The following is a 23,168-nucleotide window of genomic DNA, read 5'->3' as shown; positions in this document are numbered from 1 at the left end:
ACGCGTTTGTAAATACTTTATAAGCACTTGGTTTCAATTAACATATTGATACACTTTGGCTAGTTATAATTGATATTCCTCGGACAATGGTGACGAGTGTGTTACGTAAATTTTATGCTGTTCAAATACTAATAAGTGACGGTATAACCATGCGTAAAAAGTTGATCCTTACGGCTCTTGCAAGCTCTCTTATTCTTGCTGGGTGTGGGCAAGATGCTCAAAATGCCAAGCAAGCGCCTCTACCTCTCGTAGCTGTACAGGATGTTAGCGTTGTTTCTCACCAGCAAAGTAAGTCGTACATCGGTCGTATTGAAGCCGTTGAAGACACGGCTATCACCGCGCAGGTTTCAGGCTATCTACAAAGCCGTCATTTCAATGAAGGTCAAATGGTCGAAAAGGGTCAATTGCTTTACTCAATCGAGCCATCTTCGTTTGAAGCTGAAGTTGCAAGTGCAAAAGCCTCTGTTGCTCAAGCGAATGCGAACCTTAAAAAAGCCGAACTTGATTTTAACCGTGGTAAAAACCTTCTCCCGAAGGGCAGCATTTCTCAATCGGAATTCGATGCGTTGACGGCAAACTTATTAGGCTCTCAAGCGCAACTTGAAGCTAGCCATGCTCAGTTAAACGCAGCCAATGTTCAGCTTTCTCATACCCAAATTACCGCGCCTTTTTCTGGAAGAATCAGCGACACCAAAGTGAGTACTGGTGATCTGGTTTCGCCGTCTTCAGGTGTATTAACTACGTTGGTTAGCCTAGACCCAATCCATGCGTCGTTCAGCATCAGTGAGCGTGAGCGTATTGAGTTAGGGATGGATCGCATTGAAGGCGACGGCAGCAGCGACTCTGCTGGGGTTGAAGTTCAGATCATACTTGAGAATGGTGAAGCGTTTGAACATCTAGGTCAGCTTGATTTCTTGGGCAACCGTATCAACCTCAATACAGGTACGATCGCGATGCGTGCGATTGCCGATAACCCGAATCAGCAACTGCTTCCTGGTCAACACGTTCGTGTTGATCTGCGTGAGAAACAACCTATTGATGTTGTGACTATTCCGCGCCGTGCAGTTCAAACCGACCTAGAAGGTGACTTTGTAATGGTACTGGTTGAAGGCGAAGCTGCACCAGTCGCTGAGCGTAGAAATATTGAGATGGGGCGACAAGTTGAAGGTGGCGTGATTGTTCAATCTGGATTAGAGAAAGACGACGCGGTGATCACTCAAGGCCTACAGCGTGTACGTAATGGTATGTCCGTTCGTATTCAAGCTTCTGCTGAACAAGCTGAGTAAGGGGGCTATTTATGTTAAGTCGTTTCTTTATTCAAAGGCCTAAGTTTGCCCTTGTCATATCCATAATATTAACGCTGGCGGGTGCGATCTCTCTCGCTATCTTACCAGTGGCAGAATATCCAAAAATTAGCCCACCATCGGTCAGTGTATCGGCATTCTACACGGGTGCCAGTGCTGAAGTGGTGGAACAGGCGATAGCTGACCCCATAGAGACGTCGGTGAATGGCGTAGAAGATATGATCTACATGTCTTCTAAAAGTGCTAACGACGGTTCATACAGCCTTAATGTGACCTTTGATGTCGGTACTGATGCTGATATGGCTCAGGTCAACGTTCAGAACCGAGTCGCCCAAATCGAATCGAAGCTTCCACAAGAAGTTAGAATGGTTGGCGTAACGGTTAAGAAACGTTCACCTGACCTTTTGATGGTATTGAACTTTTACTCTCCAAATGGTGAGTATGACGACCAGTTCCTGATCAACTACGTAAACTTAAACATTAAAGACCAACTGGCACGTGTGTCGGGTATTAGTGAAGTAAACGTGTTGGGCGGCGGTGAGTATTCGATGCGCGTTTGGTTAGACCCAGAGAAAATGGCTAACCTGAACTTAACAACATCTGATGTGTATGGCGCATTGGCTGAACAAAATGTTCAAGTCGCTGCCGGTCGTATTGGTGCCGCACCATACGCCAATCCACAAGAAGTACAGTTCAACTTGGTGACAAAAGGCCGCTTAGAAACGGCTGATGAGTTTGAAAATGTTGTACTTCGTGCAAATCAAGATGGTTCCACCGTTTACTTAAAAGACATTGCACGCGTTGAGTTAGGTAAAAAATTCTACGATGGCAATGGTAAATACCGAGGACAAGACGCTTCAATCGTAACGCTGTCACTTCAGTCAGACGCAAACGCGTTGGAAAGTGGTAAAGCGGTCATGGCGATGCTCGACAATCTAAGTACTAACTTCCCTGAAGGTGTTGCTTACGAGGCGAGTTATGACACCACAGTCTTTGTTGCAGAGTCGATTAAGGGCGTAGTGAAAACGCTAATCGAAGCTATCTTGCTGGTTATTGCGGTGACGTACCTGTTCTTAGGTAGTGCGCGTGCAACCTTGATTCCTGTGGTTGCGATTCCGGTGTCGTTGATTGGTACCTTTGCCGTCATGCAGATGACAGGATTTACCATCAACACGGTAACCCTGTTTGGTTTGATATTGGCGATTGGTATCGTGGTAGATGATGCGATCTTGGTTATCGAAAACGTCGATACGACGATGGCCAAAGACCCAACGATTTCACCGCGTAAAGCAACACTGATCGCGATGAAAGAAGTAACGGGTCCTATCGTTACATCAACACTGGTACTTCTTGCCGTGTTTATCCCTGTGGCGATGTTGCCGGGTATTACTGGCATCATGTATCGTCAGTTTGCTCTGACTATTTGTATCGCTGTTGTTATCTCTTCTATTAATGCTCTAACGCTGTCACCAGCATTGTGTTCACTGGTTCTAAAGCAGGGCGGTGGCAACACAGCTCGTTGGTACCAAGCGTTCAACCGTGGCTTAGAGTCTGTTACTAACAAATACGGCCAAATCGCGGGCTTCCTTGTGAAAAAAGGTGTTCTGCTGTTTACCTTCTTTGTTGTGGCACTAGCAGCGGTTACTTACTTCGCGAAAACGACGTCAACGGCGTTTGTACCTCAAGAAGATAAAGGTATTTTGTTGGTTAACGTCCAGCTTCCTGATGCGGCATCACTGTCTCGTACAGAAGATGTGACTGAGCAGTTGCTAGAGATGGTTGAGCAAGAGCCGGGTGTTGATGGTGTGACACTGGTAAACGGCTACGCATTCATGACAGGCGCTTCTGCTTCGAATGGCGCGTCGCTATTTATCAAACTGCATGATTGGGATATGCGTAACGCACTGGATGGTCAACATTCCGCACAAGCTATCTCACAACGTATTAATGGTCGAGCGGCCACAGAACTGCCTCAAGCTATTGTGTTTGCAATGGGACCTCCAGCAGTTCCGGGTATGGGTGCTGCTTCTGGTTTCGAATTTGTTCTAGAAGATACATTAGGTCGTAGTCGTACTGATCTGGCGATGGTAATGAATGACGTGATTGCTGAGGCGAACAAACAGCCTGAGATTTCACATACGTTCAGTACTTTCCGTGCCAACGTTCCTCACTACTATGTCGATATCGACCGTGAGAAAGCGCAGCAACTTGGTATTCCGTTGTCGGAAATCTTCCAAACACTACAAGGTAACCTAGGTTCTCTGTACGTGAACGATTTCACCATGTTTGGTAAGAACTTCCGCGTGACCATGCAAGCTGACAGTGAACACCGTAGCAGCATGGATGATCTCCAACGATTCCACGTGCGCTCGTCTAATGGCGAGATGATCCCGCTCAGTACATTGGTGACTTACGACCAGATCTTCGAACCAGATGTCGCATGGCGTTACAACATGTACCGCAGTGCAGTGATTCAAGGCCAACCAGCGCCGGGTTACTCAAGTGGTGATGCGATTGCTGCAATGGAACGTGTAGCCGCTGAAGTCTTACCTCAGGGTTATCAGTACGAATGGACAGGCATGGCCTACCAAGAAGTATTGGCAGGCAACCAAGCGATCTTTGCTTTTGCACTGGCTCTGATCTTCATCTACCTGTTTATGGTGGCTCAATACGAGAGTTGGACAATACCGATAGCGATTATCTTAGTGGTACCGGTTGCAACCTTAGGCTCCTTCTTAGCGTTGAATCTAACAGGCACACCGTTGAACCTCTATGCGCAAATTGGTTTGGTTCTCTTGATAGCCTTGGCCGCGAAGAACGCAATCTTGATTGTAGAGTTCGCAAAAGTGGAGCGTGAAGAGAAAGACGCATCAATTGAAGATGCGGCAGTGAAGGGCGGTACGCTGCGTTTCCGTGCTGTGAACATGACCTCTTGGTCGTTCATCTTAGGTATCTTCCCGCTTATCTTTGCAGCGGGCGCAGGTCACGTGAGCCAGAACTCGTTGGGTATTTCACTGATCGGCGGTCTGCTATGTGTGTTGTTAGCGGGTACGTTCCTAATCCCAGGCTTCTATGCATTCGTGCAACGTAAGCGTGAGAAGGCACACGGTGGCACGACTAAGTTGATTCCACTTGATGACGAATAGGAGACTTAACTCCGGTCAGATTAACGCCTTGCAAGGCTAATCCCTTGCAGGTTTAAATCCTTGTAAAAACTAAGGCTTAGCATTACGCTAAGCCTTTTTTATTCCGCTTGTGAATAAAAACGCTATTTATATAATCAAATGTTCGTTTTGTGATGGAGCTAACACTCTAATTTGGGTTTTGTAATAAAATGATGTTTTATTATTAAGTGTCTGTTTAATATAGAAATAACAGTGTTCAGCTAACGAGTGTATGCTCGAAAACATTTGCACAATAGTGTGAAGTGTTTCAAAATTACCTAGTTATATTGAAATTTTTTGTGCATTGAGGTTCTTATGAAAGTCATTGATTTATTTAAACACCGAGGCGATAGCGTGTCTTCGCAACACTCAGAGTTTATGCAATGGATGTCTCCAGCTCTTAGAGATTACTGGGGTGACTTTCTGAATCGTACGCAAAATAGCCATTTCTTTGCTTGGGTTCGTGATCACCACAAACCAGCTGTAAATGAAGATGCACCAGAGATGCCAATAGAACAGCCGCTCGTATTAACGCGAGAAGCACAGCTTGTGTTTGATGAGCTTAATCAGCAGATCGGTGAAGTTATTCATACTGGCGACTGGATCAATGTTAGTCAAGATCGTATTAACCAGTTCGGCCTTGTTACTGAAGATATGCAATGGATCCATACTGAACCTTCTAAGGCTGAAACAGATTCTCCGTTCAAAACAACCATCGCACATGGCTTTTTGACTTTGTCTCTGCTTCCTAGACTGACTGACAGTGTTGATCCTGATAAGTCTCAATTCCCAACAGCGAAGATGGTTGTAAACATTGGTCTTAACCAAGTACGTTTCCCATATCCTGTCAAATCGGGCAGTAACGTTCGTGCTAAAAGTACGCTAACAAAAGTAACGCCAATTAAGAAAGGCCTAGAGATTGAACGCGAAATTCGCGTAGAAATCGAAGGTATTCGTCGTCCTGGCGCTGTGATCGTTTCAGTGATCCAACTTCACTTCTAGAGCTTTTTATAAGTGGAACTGCTTTTAAGCGAAGATTATAGATTCAAAAAAAGAGAGAGCTTAAGGCTCTCTCTTTTTGTTTGTGCCATATCAAATCGACATCTCTAGCGTTGGTAACAACATCACGAAAAGCATTTTGCTGACTTAATGTGTATGTCGCTATTTAGTACGTGTGTAATTACTTAATGCGTGTTTTGCTAATTAATACGCGGTTAGTTAGTTTAGACGCAGTAAGCTACTTAATACGTGTGTAGCCGTACTCTTCGATAAGATCTTGCCCTTGCTTTGACTTCACGAACTTGATGAAATCTTTGCTCTCGTCAGAAACTGATTCAGTTTTGTGTAGCAACAAGAATGGGCGAGCCAATTCATAGCTGTGGTTAGCAATGTTCTTAGATGTTGGCTCTACGCCTTCAAAGGTAATGGCCTTAATCGAACGGTCGATAGAACCAACAGAGATAAATCCAATCGCGTGTGGGTTATGGTTAACAATCGTTTTAACCATGCTGTTGCTGCTTACAACCAGGTTATTTGGGTTGATGTCAGACACTAGACGGTCATTAATGATTTTCGTTAAACCAAGCAAGCTTTCGAAGCTATAGCGTGAACCAGAAGACGCTTCGCGAGTTACAACTGCGATAGGCTGATCCGCACCACCCACGGCTTTCCAGTTCGTAATTTTGCCTTTGTAGATATCGAACAGCTGCTCACGTGTAACGTTGCTTACAGCGTTCGAGCGGTTAGTTACGACAGCTAGGCCGTCAAAGGCAATTGGAAACACCTTCAACTTCTCGTCCTGTTCGCGGTCGGTTAAATAACGCGAGCTCATACCGATATCAGAGACACCTTTGTTAACCATGGTAATACCCGCTGTAGAACCGATGCCCTGAACCGCAATATAGTTATCAGGGTGAGTCTTGTTGTACTCCTCAGCTAATACATCCATCACTCGTGATACTGAAGTGGAGCCCGAAATAGTGGTTTCTTGTGCTAAAGCAGCTTGAGAAGACAGGGCTAAGGATAAAAGAGAGGCAAGCGCGACTCGTAACATAAACAACTCCTAGTTAATAACATTTGTTGGCTATGATAGGTCGGTTATATGACACTTTTGTGAAATTCTATACGGATACGTTATAGCAGTTAATCTGGTGAGTGAAAGACAGTCTGGCTGCCAAAATGGCACTGGTTAATGAAATTTAGACGGCTTTACCCTTTTAGAATGTGTTTACTGAAGAAGGATTCGTTTCTGGGAGCAGGGCGGGTATTTTGTTTGCACTTGTTCGCTAAAATGATCGTTGAGTCCTAAGCTAAGTAGAGGAATTCACTACTTAGAAGTTTCTATGAAGTTACAAGGGGTGTTATGTCCGTTATTCATATAGAACTGAATCGTCTTTTAATTGGAGCTGAGAGGCTCTGTACTTCACGAAATCGTAGTTTACCTGTAGAGCTAGGCAAATCCCTTTATGAAGAGTGTGAAGGTGGTGTGCTGTTTTCTCAGGCGCATTATCTACTCGACTCATCTCATAGTGATTATACCAACGAGATCGCCTGCGTTACCTTTGATGAGTCGTTATCTTGCTGGTTGGTGATGGTGCCACTTGAAGATAATGCGGAAACCGACTCTGTAAATTGGGGACCTTACCCTTACCTTCCTCAATCCAAGGATCTTGATGCTATTTTGGCTGAAATAGAAAAAGACCCTAAATCTTACTTCTGGTCGTGACCATTTTACTTAGGCGTTCGCTGGTGGTTTGATACCAAAAACGAACGACCTTCGTACATTCCCACCAACACATTTCAGATTTATACTTTTACCTGCACCTGTACTTTCTAAGACTGTGCAACCAAAGAGCGGAAGTCTTTTGGAGTCTTGCCATGATAGGTTTTAAAGGCTGTACTGAAGTGTGCCGCGCTTTTAAATCCAGATTCATAAGCGATTTGAGTAATAGATTTATTCGATGTTCTGAGCTGTGTCGCTGCGTGGGCAATTCGCTTTATCTTTAATAGATTTGAAAAGGAAAGGTCTTCGGCTGATAAACGGCGCTTAAGTGTGGCTGGTGACATCCCCATATAGCTGGCTAGGGTATCGAGTGAGATATTATTTTCAATGTTCTGTTCAATGTAATGAATGACCTTTTGCGTCACGGTTAACCTTGACGCTCGGGCAATAATAACTAACAGAGCAGGGTGCTGCTCGACCATTAGAGAGAGCAAACCTAAACCCAATTGAGTGAGTGCGTAGTCATTCTGAGTCGATGAATGAACGAGCGACATGATGAGTTCTTTCAATTGGCAGATTTCGGTATCAGTTTGATTAAACTTAATGTATTTATCTGGGACTCGAGTGGGTTCTAGGTCGCTAAACTGATTAATGAATTTCTGAAAAATAGCCAAATCAAAATCTACACAGGTTGCGCTGAATTCGCCATTCTCAGTGTCAACGGTGATGTCTTTAATCTGACCAGAATTGTAAAGAGTAAAATCTCCGGCTTGCAATGAGGCTTCAGTCCCATCAGGTAGCACGAAAGAAATACTGCCTTTAGAAACGATGAAAATACCGTTTTTAGAGGCGGGGTAACGTTCCCGTTTCCTGGGAATGAAATTTCTGAATTGAGTAACTGTGATTGATGACATAGTGCGCTTCTTTGACGTTGTAAACTGATTGCTTATTGATTATTTTTTTTAAGTATTGTTTAAGCATGAGACATTTACAAAAAAGGCGCTAATAATTAGCGCCTTTAGAAGTGAACCTTTGAAGCTTTTGACCTTGAAAGCTCTAACCTTGCAAGCTTTGACCTTGAAAGCCGTACCCGTTAAAGTTCTTAAGCTTCGGTTTCGTTTGTCGTTTCAGGCTCGCTAGGCAAGTCCGCAAATACTTGAGTAGGTTTTGCTACTAAGTTACGGTTTTCCTGATTAACTTCGAAGAGAACTACTTCTAAAACGTCTCCCAGTTTGTATACCATTTCTTTATCGATAGATACAGTACCCATATCACCGTTGCACTCTATTCTCTCTTTATTATCAATAATGAGAGAACCAGGGATAAATGCAGCTGCACCATTCTCAAGCAGACGCACACGCATACCAGCACGGTTAATGTCGAAGATCTCTGCTTGGAAGCGAGTCTCTTCTACAGGAGCGTTTGCTAGAGTACGAGCGTACAACCAATCGCCAACATTGCGCTCAGCCATACCGTGGTGACGGCGGTGCAGGGCAAGTTCATCACCAATAGTTTCGTCTGGTGTTTGAATTGGCGCTTTACCTAAGATGTGTGCTTTAAGCATACGGTGGTTAATCATGTCGCCGTATTTACGAATTGGAGAAGTCCACGTTGCGTAAATGTCTAACCCCATCGCGTAGTGTGGCGCAGGTTCATTGCTGATCTCGCTGTACGCTTGGAATTTACGAATACGGTTGTCGTAGTAGCTGTTGTCTAGAGAGCCTAACCAACGACGCAGAGTAGCAAAACCTTCCAGAGAAACGATCTGCTCTTCTGTAAATGGTGTTTCTGCTTCTGGGTTAACCAGCTCTAGAACGTCTGTTAATTTCTCAGCTTTAAAACCAGAGTGACAGTTAAAGACACCTTGGTTGAAGCTCTCTTTTAATACTCGACCTGCACAGATGTTCGCGCTGATCATAGACTCTTCAACCAACTTGTTTGCAGTGCGACGCATGTCTGCGTGGATAGCGACAACATCGTTGTCTTCGCTTAGTTCAAAGCGGTAGTCAGGGCGATCTGGGAACACTACAGCGTTTGTTGAGCGCCATGCTGAACGTGCTTGTGCAAATTGGTGAAGGTCAGAAACAATCGCAGCGATCTCTTCTGATGGTTGCCATTTGTCTGATGCACCGGTTTCTAGCCAGTCTGATACGTGGTCGTAAGCAAGACGAGCGTGAGATTTGATGTTCGCAGCGAAGAAGTTAATGTCATCACCGATAACACCTTCTTTAGATACTGTTACTGTGCAGCAAAGTGCCGGGCGAACTTCGTTCTCTATTAGTGAACATAAGTTGTCAGCTAGATCACGAGGTAACATAGGAATGTTACGGCCAGGCAGGTAAATAGTGAAACCGCGCTCACGAGCCACTTTATCCATCACATCATCTGGAGAGATGTAAGCGGTAGGATCTGCAATCGCGATAGTCAGTTCAAAATCACCGTTCTCTTTCTTCTTCGCGTAAAGCGCATCATCCATATCTTTTGTGCTTTCACCATCAATGGTCACAAAAGGGACGTGTGTCATGTCGATACGTTCAAGATCAGCGTCGTCTTTGATCTGCCAGTCGTCAATGCCTTCAGGTTCGCTGTTTGGTAGGTCGTTTTGTGCCAGCGTTACCCACCAAGGTGCGATCTTGTCGTCAGCATCTGTGATTTTTTCAGAGATTTGAGCCAAGAATCCGTTGTCACCTTTTAACGGGTGTTGAACGATATGAGCAACAACCCAGTCACCTTCTTTTAGCGTTTCAGGGTTTAGACCCTTCTTTGCTTTCGCTTTAAGTTGCAGCTTTTTCAGTTGCGGGTGATCAGGAACTACGTTCAAACGACCTTTAAACAACTTCACTCGAGCAATAAAACGAGTAAGACCCTGTTCGATCAATTCCTCAGGCTCTGCTACTTCGCGATCTTTCTCGGTGCGAATGATGGCAATAACTTTGTCACCGTGCACACATTTCTTCATGTATGGCGGTGGGATAAAGAAACTGGTCTTGTTATCGACTTCGAGAAAACCAAACCCTTTTTCAGTGGCTTTGATTGTACCTTCCTTTTTAGGGAGGGTTTCTTGGATTTGCTGTTTGAGTTGAGCGAGTAGAGGATTATCTTGAAACATTTTGACTTTTATCTATCGAGGACAATTGAGCACACTATAATCATTGCGAGGCTTGATTACTACTTAAAGGCGAAGTGAGCGTTAATTAATTGCCCTCTTATATAACTAGGTCAATTTGCTAGAAGATGGGTGCTGTGACGAGATATTCATCAAGTTTTGACGATATGATAACCAGTATTGATGTAAAAGCGAAAAATATGTGATGTATTTCAATTTTTTCTGGATTTTTTTATGCATTTAGGGAATAATCCGCCTCCCTTAGACGTCCCTAATGGCTTGAAGTGTTTTATTACTGCTTCGTAACTCTGAATGGAATCAGTATCTGATTGGATCAGTATTGGAATTGATAGAGCTCCCGGGACCTTTTGTTTACTTATATATAGTGGGATCCCAATGTCCGAATCTGTAATTCAATTTAATGAATTAGCCCTTAACGATAACATTCTTTCAGCTCTTGATAGCATGGGTTTCGTTTCTCCGACTCCAATCCAAGCAGCAGCTATTCCTCTTCTTCTTGAAGGCCGTGACGCACTAGGTAAAGCACAGACTGGTACTGGTAAAACAGCAGCATTCTCTCTGCCTTTACTTAACAAAATCAACCTGAACCAACACAAACCACAAGCAATCATCATGGCTCCTACTCGTGAGCTAGCGATTCAAGTTGCTGCGGAAATCAAAAACTTAGGTCGTGACATCAACGGTCTTAAAGTTCTTGAAATCTACGGTGGTGCTTCAATTGTTGACCAAATGCGTGCTCTAAGCCGCGGTGCTCACATTGTTGTTGGTACTCCAGGTCGTGTTAAAGACTTACTAACTCGTGACCGTCTACACCTAGATGAAGCGCATACATTTGTTCTTGATGAAGCAGATGAAATGCTGAAAATGGGCTTTGTAGATGACGTTACTTGGATTCTTGAGCAAGCTCCAGAAACTGCACAACGCGTACTTTTCTCTGCAACTATGCCTCCAATGGTTAAGACTATTGTTGACCGTTACCTACGTAACCCGGCTAGAGTTGACGTTGCTGGTACTAACCACACAGTTGACAAAGTAGCTCAAAATTACTGGGTTGTTAAAGGCGTAGAGAAAGACGAAGCAATGTCTCGTCTTCTTGAAACTGAAGAAACTGACGCGTCAATCGTATTCGTACGTACTCGTCAAGACACTGAGCGTCTAGCTGATTGGCTATCTGCACGTGGCTTTAAAGCTGCTGCATTGCACGGTGATATTCCTCAGTCTCTACGTGAGCGCACTGTTGATCACATCAAACAAGGTGTTATCGATATCCTAGTTGCAACTGACGTTGTAGCACGTGGTCTTGATGTTCCACGTATCACTCACGTATTTAACTACGACATCCCATTCGATGTTGAATCTTACATCCACCGTATTGGCCGTACTGGCCGTGCTGGACGTAAAGGTAAAGCGATCCTACTAGTTCGCACTAACCAAATCCGTATGCTTCGCACAATCGAGCGTGTAACTAAGTCTCAAATGGAAGAAATCCAACTTCCACAACGTGACGAAGTTGCTGCTGCACGTGTTGCTAAGCTTGGTGCTGAGCTTGAAACTGAGAAAGAGAGCAAAGCTCTAGAAAACTTCGCAGGTTTAATCTCTACACTACAAGAATCTCTAGAAGTTGATGCTGCTACTCTAGCTGCAATGCTTCTTAAGCGTCAGCAAGGTAAGAGCCCACTATTCTACGTTGGCGAAGACCCAATGATCGCTGCTATTGAGCGTGATAAGAACCGTCGCAAAGAGCGTCGTGAAGATCGTGACAATGGCCGTGACGGTGGTGGTCGTAACTTCAATACTCAAGATTGGGATACGTACCAATTACAAGTTGGCCGTGAGCAAGGCGTTCAGGTTAAAGACATCGTTGGCGCACTAGCAAACGAACTAGGCCTAACTAAAGGTTCTATCGGTGCTATCAAGCTAGACCAAGGTTCTACTTACGTTCAACTGCCAAAAGCAATGAACTCTGAAACTGCTGGTAAGCTAAGCAAACTTCGCATTCGTCAAAAAGAAGCTGGCGCTGTAGTTGTTGATTTCAACGACTTCCGTGAGCCTCGTCGTGGCGGCGGCGGTCGTGATGGCAACCGTGGCGGTCGTGATGGCAACCGTGGCGGTCGTGATGGCGGCGGCTACCGTGGTAACCGTGAAGGCGGTAATCGCGAAGGTGGTAACCGTGAAGGTGGCAATGGCGGTCGTGGTGGCTACCGTGGTAACCGTGACGGCGCACGTGATGGTAACTCTGCTGGTGGTCGTGATGGCGAACGTCGCTTTGACCGTAACCGTGGTGGTGATCACCGTGGTAACCACCGTGGCGAACGTGGCCATGGCAACGCAGCAGCTGGCAATGGCGGCAACCGCGGTCGTCGTCCAGAGCGCAGCGAAGGTTAATCAACCTTTGGTTTAAGTTGAAATTTACAAGCCAAGTGCTTATAGACGAATAGCTTAAACAGTGAATTTAAAAGCCGAGCATAATGCTCGGCTTTTTTGTGCCCGCTATTTTATTCTTCACGCCTGTAGCACGTTCTAAGCCCTGATTAAGATAGTGCCTCGCATCATAAGGCTGCAACAGTGAGATGTGCGTAAAGCGCCGTGTAGCGTGTTTAGTCTGGAGGTATGGGAGTCGAGCGATGTATAAAAGAAGTGCACAGCTATAATGAAAATGAAAACAGACTTTGAAGTAAGAACTGCTCAACCGTTCGATCCGAATAAGTGAGCTCTTGAAATGCTGAGATGAAGTTAAACGCCTTAAAGTCTATTAGCGGGTATTGGCAATCAACAGCTCTATATTAAAGTGTCGTGCTGTATTTTTTAAGTCGCAGTGTAGAACGCTAGCTTGTTTTTTGGCTTTATGGACTTAATTTATGAATTGGTCTCTTGGATAAGATTTCAATCCAAGATGACTTTGCTCTCAATGTGGTTTGTATGAATCTATCAGTTTCATAAGTGCATTTACGTCATCTAATTCAACTATTTTTTAATTTTTGTTCTCGAAAGAAATAAACTGATGACTAAGATCAACTTAATTGTGTTCATTTGGTGGTTTTTGCAAAACAAAAGTTGAAAGATTCAAAAATTATTGAATAATAGACTTAACTAAAATTGAAGCGCAAACTTCACTAAATTCGTACTGAAACAGGATCCATATCCAATGTCTAATTCGTTTGTTCTGGTTATTAACTCGGGTAGTTCTTCCCTTAAATTTGCTGTCATCGATTCTGTTTCTGGCGACGCAGTATTAAGTGGCTTAGGGGAGTGTTTTGGTCTTGAAGATGCTCGCATGAGCTGGAAGTATCAAGGTCAGAAAACAGAAATTGCTATTCAAGGTGAGGGTAACCACCACAAAATTGCCATTGGCAAGTTGGTAGGCTTGATGGAAGACCTAGGCTTTACTGCAGATATCGTAGCTATCGGTCACCGTATCGTTCATGGTGGTGAAAAGTTCACTCAGACTGTTCGTATTACAGAAGAAGTAACGAATGAAATTGAAAGCCTGTCTGATCTAGCTCCACTTCATAACCCAGCAGGTGCTATTGGTATCCGTGCTGCGATTGAAGCTTTCCCTTCTCTACCTCAGTTCGCTGTGTTTGATACTGCTTTCCACCAAACAATGCCACAACGTGCATTTACGGGTGCAATCGCAAAAGAGCTATACACAGACTTTGGCGTTCGTCGTTACGGTTTCCACGGTACTAGCCACTACTTCGTTAGCCGTGAAGCAGCGAAGATGGTCAACAAGCCAGTTGAAGAATCTAGCTTCATCTCTGTTCACCTAGGTAACGGCGCTTCAGTATGTGCTATCAAAGATGGTAACAGTGTTGATACATCAATGGGCTTCACACCGCTTTCTGGCCTTATGATGGGCACACGTTGTGGTGACTTAGACCCAGGTATCATCGAGTACCTACTTAAGAAAGGTTGGTCACAAGAGCAAGTATTCAACTCTCTAAACAAGGAGTCTGGCTTCCTAGGCGTGTCTGGTCTTACGAGCGATGCTCGTGGCATTTTAGAAGCAATGGAAGAGGGCCACGAAGGCGCGAAACTGGCTTTTGAGGTGTTTACTTACCGCGTAGCTAAATACGTTGCTTCTTACCTTGCAACGCTAGATTCTTTAGACGGCATCATCTTCACTGGTGGTATCGGTGAGAACTCTCTACCAATTCGTCGTGAAATCCTAAACAACCTTAAGATTCTTGGTTTTGTTGAAGACGTAGCAGGCAATGAAGCCGCTCGTTTTGGCGCTGAAGGCATCATCGCTAAATCAGAAATGCTAGACGCTGTAGCAATGGTTATCCCAACTAACGAAGAGTTCGTTATTGCTCAACAGTCGGTAGAACTTCTGTAATCGAAGCAACTGCTTAAGAAACAATTGAAAAGCGAGCCTAAGTGGCTCGCTTTTTTGTGTTTAGTAAAGATGCATCTGAACGCTTTAACAGAGGGAATAGCCCACATGGTCAAACGCTTTTAGAACAGAGTTTCAATTACAACTCACTTGGTACTCTGGAAGAGTTAAGGTTATTTAACCTCTGAGCGGTAGTTTGGATCTGTCCAGCATCGAGGTAACTCTTCACCTGACATAAACACCAGTTCGGACTTTTTAAACATCTCAGGGTCTTGCTGTTCTTCGCCAGCTTGAAACCGACCTTCGATACTGTCCTGAAATAAGTTGGTTAATTTGGTCATTTCAGTTACATCTACGAGGTCACCGCTCTTTTTCTCTTTTAGAAACATTTTTTTACCCTCAGTCTATTCGATCACCCCTAATTATAATTGTTATTTGGAAAATGAGAGTCTTTTCAATTCCGCCACTCCTTGACTAAGCAGACCTCAGAGCTACGCTTATGATCATCGACAGATCAATCGATCAACAAACTCATCCTCAATAAATAAATGGAGTCGCGATGTCATCTGCCCACATTGCAAACAATCTTAGTGAACTCATCGGCGATACCGATCTTGTTAGAATCAACAGCCTTTCAGAGATATCAGGTTGTGAGATTCTTATTAAGTGCGAACACCAGAACCCGGGTGGTTCGATTAAAGATAGAGCGGCACTTCAGTTGGTTATGGATGCAGTAGAAGCCGGTAAGCTTAAGCCGGGAATGACAATCGTTGAAGGTACCGCAGGAAATACGGGGATCGGCCTTGCTCTAGTCGCTAAATCCCTTGGTTACAAAATGTTGGTGGTGATGCCAAAAGGGCAGGCACAAGAGAAAGAGCGCATGATCTCGCTTTATAACGCTGAACTGTTATTGGTCGACCCTTGTCCTTTTGCAAACCCTGAACACTTTTACCACACGGCTAAACGGATCGGTGTCGAAAATGAAGATTATTGGTGGGCAGATCAGTTCGAAAATCTTAGTAATTATCGAGCGCACTATTTAAATACTGGACCTGAGATCTGGCATCAAACACAGGGAAATATTGATGCTCTAGTTTCAGTGGTGGGGACTGGTGGAACCATTGCCGGAAACTCCCACTATCTATCTGAGCAGCAACCCAACCTCGAAACTTGGTTAGTTGACCCAAATGGGTCCGGCATTTATTCGTTTCTACGTAATGGACACTATCAATCAACGGGAAGTTCGTTCACGGAAGGCATAGGGATCATGCGGACGGTTGAAAATTTCAGGCAGGCAAACATCAATCGTGCAATCACGCTGCCCGATCAGGATTTGGTGACGATATCCCGCCTTGTTGCGGAACATGACGGTATTCTTCTAGGAAGCAGTTCGTCGTTAAACGTAGCAGGTGCACTATACGCTGCAGCTAGAATGGGGAAAGGGAAAACCATCGTTACATTTAGCTGTGACCTTGCTGAGCGCTCGTATTCGAAGCTGCACAACGAAGCGTTTCTGAAAGAAAAAGAGATACAGCTTAATAAAGAAAACCTTTCTCAACTATGGGCTCGTTATCAAGCAGAAGATGGCAGCATGGTCGTCAACGTATAGCTGTTCTAAGTGAATACTGCCAGTGGGATGCCTGCTCTTTCGTTAGTGATGGACATCCGTTAGCGCTAAACATCCGGTTATAGCCGTTATCACCAAATCCGGCACTATTGCTTGTTATTAGGGTAGTGAATCACATTATGAAATACGGCATTTCCTTCACCGATATTTTTGTAGCCATGGTTTTGGTTAGCATTGAAGCGAACGGCTTGCCCTGCTCGTAACGTATGCCACCCACCATCAAACATCACGGCCATCTCTCCTGAAATACATAAGATGTGCTCAGTGACGCCTGCGTTATGTGGGGCGGATTCATGTTGGTAATCGGGGACTAGGGTGAGTTCGAATATTTCAAACCCTAGTGCTTCTTCAAAAGGAAACAACAAACTGACGAAAAAACCAATGTTGTATTCCTCATGCCTTAGTTCGTTTGCATCTCTGAATAAACTCGTCAGTTCACTGTTTGGGCTAGCCGCGATAAAGCTTGAAAGTGACACCTCGAACCCAGAAGCTATCTGCCAGAGCTTAGCTACTGTCGGGCTTGATTCTCCACGTTCAATTTGTCCTAACATTGCTTTACTCACGCCTGTTGCTTTCGCTGTTTTGTCTAAGCTCCAGCCTTTTTCTTGGCGAAGGCGTTTCAAGTTAACGCCGACTTTAATTTCTGTTTGCATATTTTCTCTACAAGTTTTTCAAAAATTAGTTGTGCGTTATAGCGCACGGGTGCTAAGTTCAGTCTATGGACGTTATAACGCACGCAGGAAGAGATTAACATGACTAAGCTAAAATTTTCTCACGTCAGTACCGGCTTTATCGCTGTTTTCATTGGTTATGCGAGCGCCGCGGCGATTATTTTCCAAGCGGCAATGAGTGCTGGAGCAACTGAAGAACAAGTGGCGTCATGGTTTTGGGCGTTGGGTATTGGCATGGGGACAACCACAATACTGCTCTCGTTTTACTACAAGAAGCCAGTGGTTACAGCGTGGTCGACGCCTGGAGCAGCGTTGCTAATCACGTCTCTGGAAGGGCTGACAATGAATCAGGCAGTGGCCGTGTTTTTGTGCAGTTCGATGTTGATCACGTTAGTTGGATTAGCGGGGATATTTGAGAAAGTCCTAAAGCAGATCCCAACCTCGATTGCCTCTGCGATGCTCGCGGGGATTCTATTGCAATTCGGCTTGGGTTTATTCACGTCGTTAATGGAAGAGGCACAAGTCGTAGCGGTCATGCTCGCCGTATTTATTCTGGCGAAAGCGCGGTTAGGAAATTTACTGATCCCAAGCATTTTCATCATCGCATTGGTCATGTGTGTGGGGTTTGGCAAACTCGATGTTAGTCAGGTGACTATGGGATTAACGACCCCAGTGTTCATTACGCCCGATTTTGAGTTCTTTTCGTTGTTCAGTGTAGGAATTCCATTGTTTATAGTGACGATGGCTTCACAGAACTTACCGGGATTTGCGGTTCTAAAAGCGAACGGATACCAAGTCGATTCATCGAAGATCATTACCACCACCGGGGTGACAGGTTTGATCTTCGCACCGTTTGGTGGCTTTGCGTATAACCTTGCAGCGATTACGGGCGCTATTTGCATGGGGCCGAATGCGGATGGCAATCCAAAGACACGTTACATGGCGGGGATCTGTATGGGCGGGTTTTACTTGTTAGCTGGTGTGATGGGGATGTCATTTGTGTCGCTGTTTAGCGCTGTGCCCTCCGAGATTGTCATTGCGGTTGCTGGCTTAGCGGTGATGCCGACCTTGATGAATTGCCTTGCGGTATCAATGGCAGACAGTCATTACCGAGAACCCGCACTGCTTACTTTTTTATTCACTGCTTCTGGCACCAATTTACTGGGGATCGGCAGTGCATTTTGGGGTCTGTGCATCGGGTTGTTTTGTTGCTGGTTACACAATTATAAAGCTAAGTCGCGTGGAGCAAGCAAGACTTCGCAAACTTCGTCGTAATGAGATGATGTCCCTAGTGAACGAGGCCTTAAATTTATCAGTAGTCATCATGGTGCTTTGTGCTTGGTACAAATATTCAGTTCGAACCAGCCTTAGGTTGTGATTGAGATAGTATTTTGCTACAAAACGCGCATAATCTCGCTATACAACATTTAAAGAAGAAATTACTTATGACTACCTTTCAATACTATTTTCATCAACTGCCTTGCTTCGACTGTAAAAAAACGACGGTAAGTACTGATCTTGGTTGGTTAACGCCTGCGATGAAAGAAGACGTGATAGCTCAACTGACAGCGACGCTTGCGCAAGGTGAGATTACACCTGATCTTTCAGCAAATGTGGTATGTACTAAAGAGGAAGCTCGTGAGTACCTATTGCTTAACTTCTTCGGTTATTCAGAAGAAGAGCTAGTAAGCGAAATTGAAGCGGATGATGAGAAAGAAGTCGCGGATGAAATCGCAGAGCTACTAGAAGAAGGCGAAGACACCATCACCTTCGAACATGAAATTGCTCTTCAGTGCTGTGCAGGTTGTGACGTTGTTGAAGACGAGTCAAACTAAACTCTTGTATTAAGGTTATTAAACCAAGTACTTGCAATAAAGTTAGTATGTTCATCATACCCATATGATGTTCAAATGATTAAAGGCGTTAGCGAATTGAAGTTCGCTAACGCTTTTTTGTATCTCTATTTCTTATCTCTAAGCTGCATTAGATCCTATGATATTTTACTTTCTATAATGCCTTGCTCACTAAGTTGCGAAAGGATCTCCGCAGTTTTATCGCGGAACAGATCTCTCAGTAGTCGCACCGTAGGGGTGATGGATTGACGACTTGGACACACTAACCACAGCTCGGTAGGGGTGGGCTTAAACTCAGGCATGACTTTAACCACTTCGCCTGAAAGCAGATGACGTGACATGTCTAGGCAAGATTTTATTGCCACTCCTTTACTTGCGATACACCAACGTCTTACAAGGTCTGCGTCGTTCGAAGCGCGATTTCCTTTTAGTTTCACTTTATGATCTTGAGTACCGTCGTTAAACACCCACTCGTCTTGCAATATGTCATGAAGTTGGTAAAGCAAACCATTGTGCTGAGCTAAGTCACTCGGGTGTTTTGGTGTGCCCATTTCAGCCAAGTATTCAGGAGCCGCACACAATATCCTCGGCACATCGCATATCTTGAAACCATACATGTTCGCATCGGTAGGGGAACCGTAACGCAGTGCCATATCGACGGAATCTCGGTAGAAGTCGATATTACTATCGCTGATGCTAGTACGAAGCGTCGCCTTTGGGTATTCAAGCAAGAACTCATCAAGCCAAGGCGTGATTAGGTTGCGTCCTAGATCCGATGAAAGCGCAATTCGAATTTCACCATCAACAATACCGAGCTCTTCGCGCATGTTGAGCTTCGCTTGCTCCAACATTTTTAAGGCTTGTTCACACTCAGGTAAATAGCGTTCACCTGCTGAAGAGAGCCTTAGGTGGCGCGTGGTTCTTACAAACAACTCCGCCCCCAGTGCCGCTTCAACACGTTTGACGGCAGCGCTTGCGGTAGCCGTACGCATGTCTAGGTTGGTGGCTGCTGCAGTAATACTGCGAAATTCCGCCACTTTCAAAATGACCTGTAAGTCTTCAAGAAGCATGTTATCTACCTGTATTGAATTATGTTCTAAACATGGTGTTGGAATATTTCCCCATCACAATCTGCAGATGGGTTATCTCTAATTATCGCTTCTAAGTTAGCTTCAAACACTTAATTGTCAAAACTAATTTGATAATAATTCAAATATGAGGCTGTTTTTCATTAGTAATTTTCTCACTATCATTTCCCCTATCGACAACGTAGCTCAGTACACACTGTATGAACGAAGCCTACGATCTAGGGGGACAAGATGACTAAGAAAATCATAATGGGTGTAACGGATTTGTCGTTCCACCGTACGACTGCATCATTGGCTGCCAATGTATTGAAAGCCATGGGCTTTGAGGTAGAGCGCATTTTCTCTCCACATCAGGAGAACTTTGAAAAGCTGAAAACAGGCCAAGTGGATATGCTTTCTTCTGCGTGGTTGCCATCAAGTCACGGTATCTACAAAGCTGGCGTTGAAGAAGTTGAGCCGCTTATCGAGCTTGGGCTTCATTATGAACCTTATGCCTTGTGGGGTTTACCAGACTATGTGCCTGAAGCGGCGGTTTCTGAAGTCTCTGATTTATTAAAAGCCGAAGTGGTCGAGAAAATGAACTCGACCATCCAAGGTATCAACCCCGGCGCTGGCATCACACGCTTCTCTATCCAGGTGATGAAAGACTATGGCCTGAGCGATGCCGGCTACCAGTTCTTTCCTGGCAGTGAAGACGATTGTTTCAGTGCCTTTGAAAGTGCGGTCGCAAACAAAGAGTGGGTGGTAGTGCCACTGTGGAAACCTCAGTTTTTGCACTATCGTTACGATATTCGTGAACTCAAAGAACCAAAAGGCCTACTTGGAATTGTGGACAGAGCAGTGCTTCTTTTAAGAGACGACAAGAAGCATCTGTTCAGCGAACAACAGATTCAGAAGTTGGACTCCCTACGCTTCTCGAACGACATCATCGCAGATCTGGATTACAAAGTTTGCCGTGAAGGTAAACCACAAGATCAAGTGACACATGATTGGTTGATTGAGAACGGCCTTATTTAACCTCTAAGCCGTTGGCAATGTAGTTAGATGTCTGCATTACCCAGATAGCGGTAACACCATTATCAAAAATTATTTGAGAATTATTCAAATATTAGGCGGTTTATCTAGAGTGAGAATTGACTAAGATTAACTCGTCTAATTCAAGGAGAAAGCACAATGTCAGTACCATCAAAAATGAAAGCTATCGGATTTACTCAATCACTTGCGATTACAGAGCAAGACAGTTTATTTGAGTTTGAAACGAGTCTGCCAGCACTAAAAAATAATGACTTGCTGGTAAAAGTAAGCGCGACTTCGATTAACCCTGCTGACGCAAAAATTCGTATTCGTAGTGCCAAAGACAAAACACTCGAACAACCAAAAGTCTTGGGTTATGACGCAGTCGGTGAAGTTGTTGGCAAAGGTGCTGACGTTGAAGGCTTCGAAGTCGGTGACCGTGTCTACTATGCAGGTGACGTAACTCGTATGGGCGCTAATGCCGAATACCAAGCTGTGGACTACCGTATTACCGCTAAAGCGCCGAAGAGCCTTTCTGATGAAGCTGCAGCCGTTATGCCTCTAGCAACGCTTACGGCATGGGAAGCGTTGTTTGACCGCCTGCGTGTTCGTCCTGAAGAGAAAAAGTCTATCCTGATCATTGGTGGAGCAGGCGGTGTAGGTTCAATTACGATTCAACTGGCTAAGCAACTGACCAACTTAAATGTTATCGCAACAGCTTCAAGGCCTGCAACGGAGCAGTGGGTAAGGGATATGGGGGCGGATCATGTGGTGAACCACCGTAACCTTGTCGAGTCTGTGCGAGAGCAAGGCATTCAACATGTCGACTACATTTTCAATGTTGCGGATACCAAAGGGCACTGGGATGCGATGGTTGAGCTGATTGCACCGCAAGGCATGATCAGTTCGATCGTAGAGTTTGACGGTGGCATTGACTTATCAGCGCTGCAAGGTAAATCAGCAGGCTTTGTTTGGGAACTGATGTTTACACGTTCACTGTTTAACACTGAAGATATCCAGAAGCAGCAAGACATCTTATTCCAAGCTGCGAACCTGATTGATGCGGGACGTATTAAAACGACGCTAACCACGACCCTAAATGGCTTTAGTGTGGATACAATCAAAGATGCACACCAACGTATTGAAAGCAGTGCCTCGATTGGTAAAACAGCTATCAAATACTAATTGCTGATGTTTTAATCCGCCGTTGTTTTGAATTGTTGACGGTTTAAATAGAAGAAGCCCCTGATATCTGATTGCTAGTCAAAAGGTATCAGGGGCTTTTGTTTGTTTTCAGTTTAGTCAGCTTCTGGTGATGTGATAGATTTCGATGTTTTGAAGTGAAGCTGTATTAGGTCTAGCTCAAAAAACGAGGGCTGTTTGTCTGCAATCAAAAAGCCGATTTGTTTGATGTCTTGTGCCTTAAGTTCCGGCGCATCGCTCAGTAGCCGACCTCTGAACACCGCTTGAAAATCATCGAAGTGGAACGCCTTGTTAAACTGCTTTCCCTTCATCGTATCGAAATCGTGTTTGTATTGAACTCGATTGCCATCCTTCGATGTTGTGAACCTCAGTTGGTAGGTGCGACCATCACCAACGAATACTAGTTCTACGCTATCTATTTCATGGGTAGGTGATTCAATGGAGCGCTTTACAGAACTGAACCCCCCATTGTTTTCTAACGATAGCTCGCCCCTAAATCGACTCATATTATCAAGATAAATGAGCTCGCCTGTTGAGATGCCACCCATTACATCGTCGTTGGTTACTGTCCAGTTTTGATGCTCACTAGCTTGTGTAAAGTCGATCATGTTTGTCCCTATTGCTTCAGCCTTAAGACTTAACGAATGTAGGCTGAGTAGAAGGAGTAAAGGTGTGGTTAACCTAAGGGGTAACAGCGTTTTACATTTGGTTCTGTTCATGATTTTCTCCACTGCTTCTCCATAGCGATGCGTTATTTACTCGCTAGTTATGGGTAGTTTACGGTGAAGGCTCAGTTTCAAGCATAGCTAAACAACGATTGATGAAGTCTTCATAGTTCGACGCCTTGTCGTATTCGATCTTCAATGAGCCGTGGAACATCAGGGTTACCGTAACGTCTCTGTAGCTCAACCAACAGGTGTAACCATCGTAATCGTGCCACGCTACCATCTCTCCCAATTGATATTTGCTATCCAATTGCTTGCCCGAGGAGCGAATGCTATCGAACACTCTGAGAAACTCTAAAATGGTGATTCTGTTGTCCATGTTTTGATCCCGCTG

19 protein-coding genes are annotated in these 23,168 nt (G+C 44.6%); 11 read left to right on the top strand and 8 right to left on the bottom strand.

Going from position 1 to position 23,168, the window contains the following annotated elements; translation table 11 throughout:
* Positions 1-149: 149 nt before the first annotated feature.
* The 3 genes from OCU90_RS21875 (at position 150) to OCU90_RS21865 (ending at position 5,470) form a co-directional block, all read left to right on the top strand.
* Positions 150-1,286, top strand: coding sequence for an efflux RND transporter periplasmic adaptor subunit (locus OCU90_RS21875; protein ID WP_029222275.1), 1,137 nt, complete (start codon positions 150-152; stop codon positions 1,284-1,286).
* An 11-nt stretch (positions 1,287-1,297) separates the two neighbouring features.
* Entirely contained in the window at positions 1,298-4,450 is a 3,153-nt protein-coding gene (locus tag OCU90_RS21870; protein WP_054541799.1) for an efflux RND transporter permease subunit, read from the top strand.
* Positions 4,451-4,783: 333 nt separating this feature from the next.
* Complete coding sequence (locus tag OCU90_RS21865) at positions 4,784-5,470, top strand: MaoC family dehydratase (RefSeq protein WP_004731744.1); 687 nt, start codon at positions 4,784-4,786, stop codon at positions 5,468-5,470.
* A gap of 235 nt (positions 5,471-5,705) precedes the next feature.
* Here OCU90_RS21865 and OCU90_RS21860 read toward each other — a convergent pair whose 3' ends face one another.
* Positions 5,706-6,521 carry a phosphate ABC transporter substrate-binding protein gene (locus tag OCU90_RS21860; protein ID WP_017081946.1) on the bottom strand — a complete coding sequence of 272 codons (816 nt, stop codon included), beginning with the start codon at positions 6,519-6,521 and terminating at the stop codon, positions 5,706-5,708.
* A 309-nt stretch (positions 6,522-6,830) separates the two neighbouring features.
* On the opposite strand from OCU90_RS21860, the gene OCU90_RS21855 reads away from it, so the two are divergent.
* Positions 6,831-7,193, top strand: a complete 363-nt coding sequence (locus OCU90_RS21855; RefSeq protein ID WP_004731741.1) for a DUF3024 domain-containing protein — start codon at positions 6,831-6,833, stop codon at positions 7,191-7,193.
* Positions 7,194-7,300: 107 nt separating this feature from the next.
* Here OCU90_RS21855 and OCU90_RS21850 read toward each other — a convergent pair whose 3' ends face one another.
* Positions 7,301-8,104 carry a helix-turn-helix domain-containing protein gene (locus tag OCU90_RS21850; protein WP_061022026.1) on the bottom strand — a complete coding sequence of 268 codons (804 nt, stop codon included), beginning with the start codon at positions 8,102-8,104 and terminating at the stop codon, positions 7,301-7,303.
* A 188-nt stretch (positions 8,105-8,292) separates the two neighbouring features.
* Positions 8,293-10,299 carry an exoribonuclease II gene (gene rnb, locus OCU90_RS21845; protein WP_061022023.1) on the bottom strand — a complete coding sequence of 669 codons (2,007 nt, stop codon included), beginning with the start codon at positions 10,297-10,299 and terminating at the stop codon, positions 8,293-8,295.
* Positions 10,300-10,608: 309 nt separating this feature from the next.
* Here rnb and OCU90_RS21840 point away from each other — a divergent pair, with 309 nt between their 5' ends.
* Positions 10,609-12,702: a DEAD/DEAH box helicase gene (locus tag OCU90_RS21840; RefSeq protein ID WP_081089953.1), complete on the top strand. Its 2,094-nt coding sequence runs from the start codon at positions 10,609-10,611 to the stop codon at positions 12,700-12,702.
* Positions 12,703-13,462: 760 nt separating this feature from the next.
* Positions 13,463-14,656: an acetate/propionate family kinase gene (locus OCU90_RS21835; protein ID WP_061022018.1), complete on the top strand. Its 1,194-nt coding sequence runs from the start codon at positions 13,463-13,465 to the stop codon at positions 14,654-14,656.
* A 170-nt stretch (positions 14,657-14,826) separates the two neighbouring features.
* Here the strand turns inward: OCU90_RS21835 and OCU90_RS21830 are convergent, their stop codons facing one another.
* The gene (locus OCU90_RS21830) at positions 14,827-15,042 is read right to left on the bottom strand and encodes a hypothetical protein (protein ID WP_004731730.1); all 216 of its coding nucleotides are present in this window, start codon (positions 15,040-15,042) and stop codon (positions 14,827-14,829) included.
* Positions 15,043-15,212: 170 nt separating this feature from the next.
* On the opposite strand from OCU90_RS21830, the gene OCU90_RS21825 reads away from it, so the two are divergent.
* A complete protein-coding gene (locus OCU90_RS21825) occupies positions 15,213-16,262 on the top strand; it encodes a cysteine synthase A (RefSeq protein WP_061022016.1) in 1,050 nt (349 codons plus the stop codon).
* A 104-nt stretch (positions 16,263-16,366) separates the two neighbouring features.
* Here the strand turns inward: OCU90_RS21825 and OCU90_RS21820 are convergent, their stop codons facing one another.
* The gene (locus OCU90_RS21820; RefSeq protein WP_061022014.1) at positions 16,367-16,933 is read right to left on the bottom strand and encodes a helix-turn-helix domain-containing protein; all 567 of its coding nucleotides are present in this window, start codon (positions 16,931-16,933) and stop codon (positions 16,367-16,369) included.
* 99 nt (positions 16,934-17,032) lie between these two features.
* On the opposite strand from OCU90_RS21820, the gene OCU90_RS21815 reads away from it, so the two are divergent.
* Together OCU90_RS21815 and OCU90_RS21810 are read left to right on the top strand one after the other, a co-directional pair.
* On the top strand, positions 17,033-18,226 hold the full coding sequence (locus tag OCU90_RS21815) for a benzoate/H(+) symporter BenE family transporter (protein WP_061022011.1): 1,194 nt from the start codon (positions 17,033-17,035) through the stop codon (positions 18,224-18,226).
* A 170-nt stretch (positions 18,227-18,396) separates the two neighbouring features.
* Complete coding sequence (locus tag OCU90_RS21810) at positions 18,397-18,786, top strand: hypothetical protein (protein WP_017087308.1); 390 nt, start codon at positions 18,397-18,399, stop codon at positions 18,784-18,786.
* Positions 18,787-18,941: 155 nt separating this feature from the next.
* Here the strand turns inward: OCU90_RS21810 and OCU90_RS21805 are convergent, their stop codons facing one another.
* The gene (locus OCU90_RS21805; protein WP_061022009.1) at positions 18,942-19,874 is read right to left on the bottom strand and encodes a LysR family transcriptional regulator; all 933 of its coding nucleotides are present in this window, start codon (positions 19,872-19,874) and stop codon (positions 18,942-18,944) included.
* A gap of 267 nt (positions 19,875-20,141) precedes the next feature.
* Between OCU90_RS21805 and OCU90_RS21800 the strand changes: the two genes are divergently transcribed.
* Positions 20,142-20,909, top strand: coding sequence for a glycine betaine ABC transporter substrate-binding protein (locus tag OCU90_RS21800; protein WP_061022008.1), 768 nt, complete (start codon positions 20,142-20,144; stop codon positions 20,907-20,909).
* A gap of 156 nt (positions 20,910-21,065) precedes the next feature.
* Positions 21,066-22,091 carry a zinc-binding alcohol dehydrogenase family protein gene (locus tag OCU90_RS21795; RefSeq protein ID WP_061022006.1) on the top strand — a complete coding sequence of 342 codons (1,026 nt, stop codon included), beginning with the start codon at positions 21,066-21,068 and terminating at the stop codon, positions 22,089-22,091.
* 113 nt (positions 22,092-22,204) lie between these two features.
* Here OCU90_RS21795 and OCU90_RS21790 read toward each other — a convergent pair whose 3' ends face one another.
* Positions 22,205-22,840 (bottom strand): CIA30 family protein, encoded by a 636-nt coding sequence (locus tag OCU90_RS21790; RefSeq protein WP_061022005.1) that lies wholly within the window; start codon positions 22,838-22,840, stop codon positions 22,205-22,207.
* A 46-nt stretch (positions 22,841-22,886) separates the two neighbouring features.
* The gene (locus tag OCU90_RS21785; protein ID WP_061022003.1) at positions 22,887-23,153 is read right to left on the bottom strand and encodes a DUF3081 domain-containing protein; all 267 of its coding nucleotides are present in this window, start codon (positions 23,151-23,153) and stop codon (positions 22,887-22,889) included.
* Between the last annotated feature and the right edge of the window lie 15 nt (positions 23,154-23,168).

This window comes from Vibrio splendidus, assembly GCF_024347615.1.
GTDB lineage: Bacteria > Pseudomonadota > Gammaproteobacteria > Enterobacterales > Vibrionaceae > Vibrio > Vibrio splendidus.
This window is presented reverse-complemented; position numbering and strand designations above follow the sequence as displayed.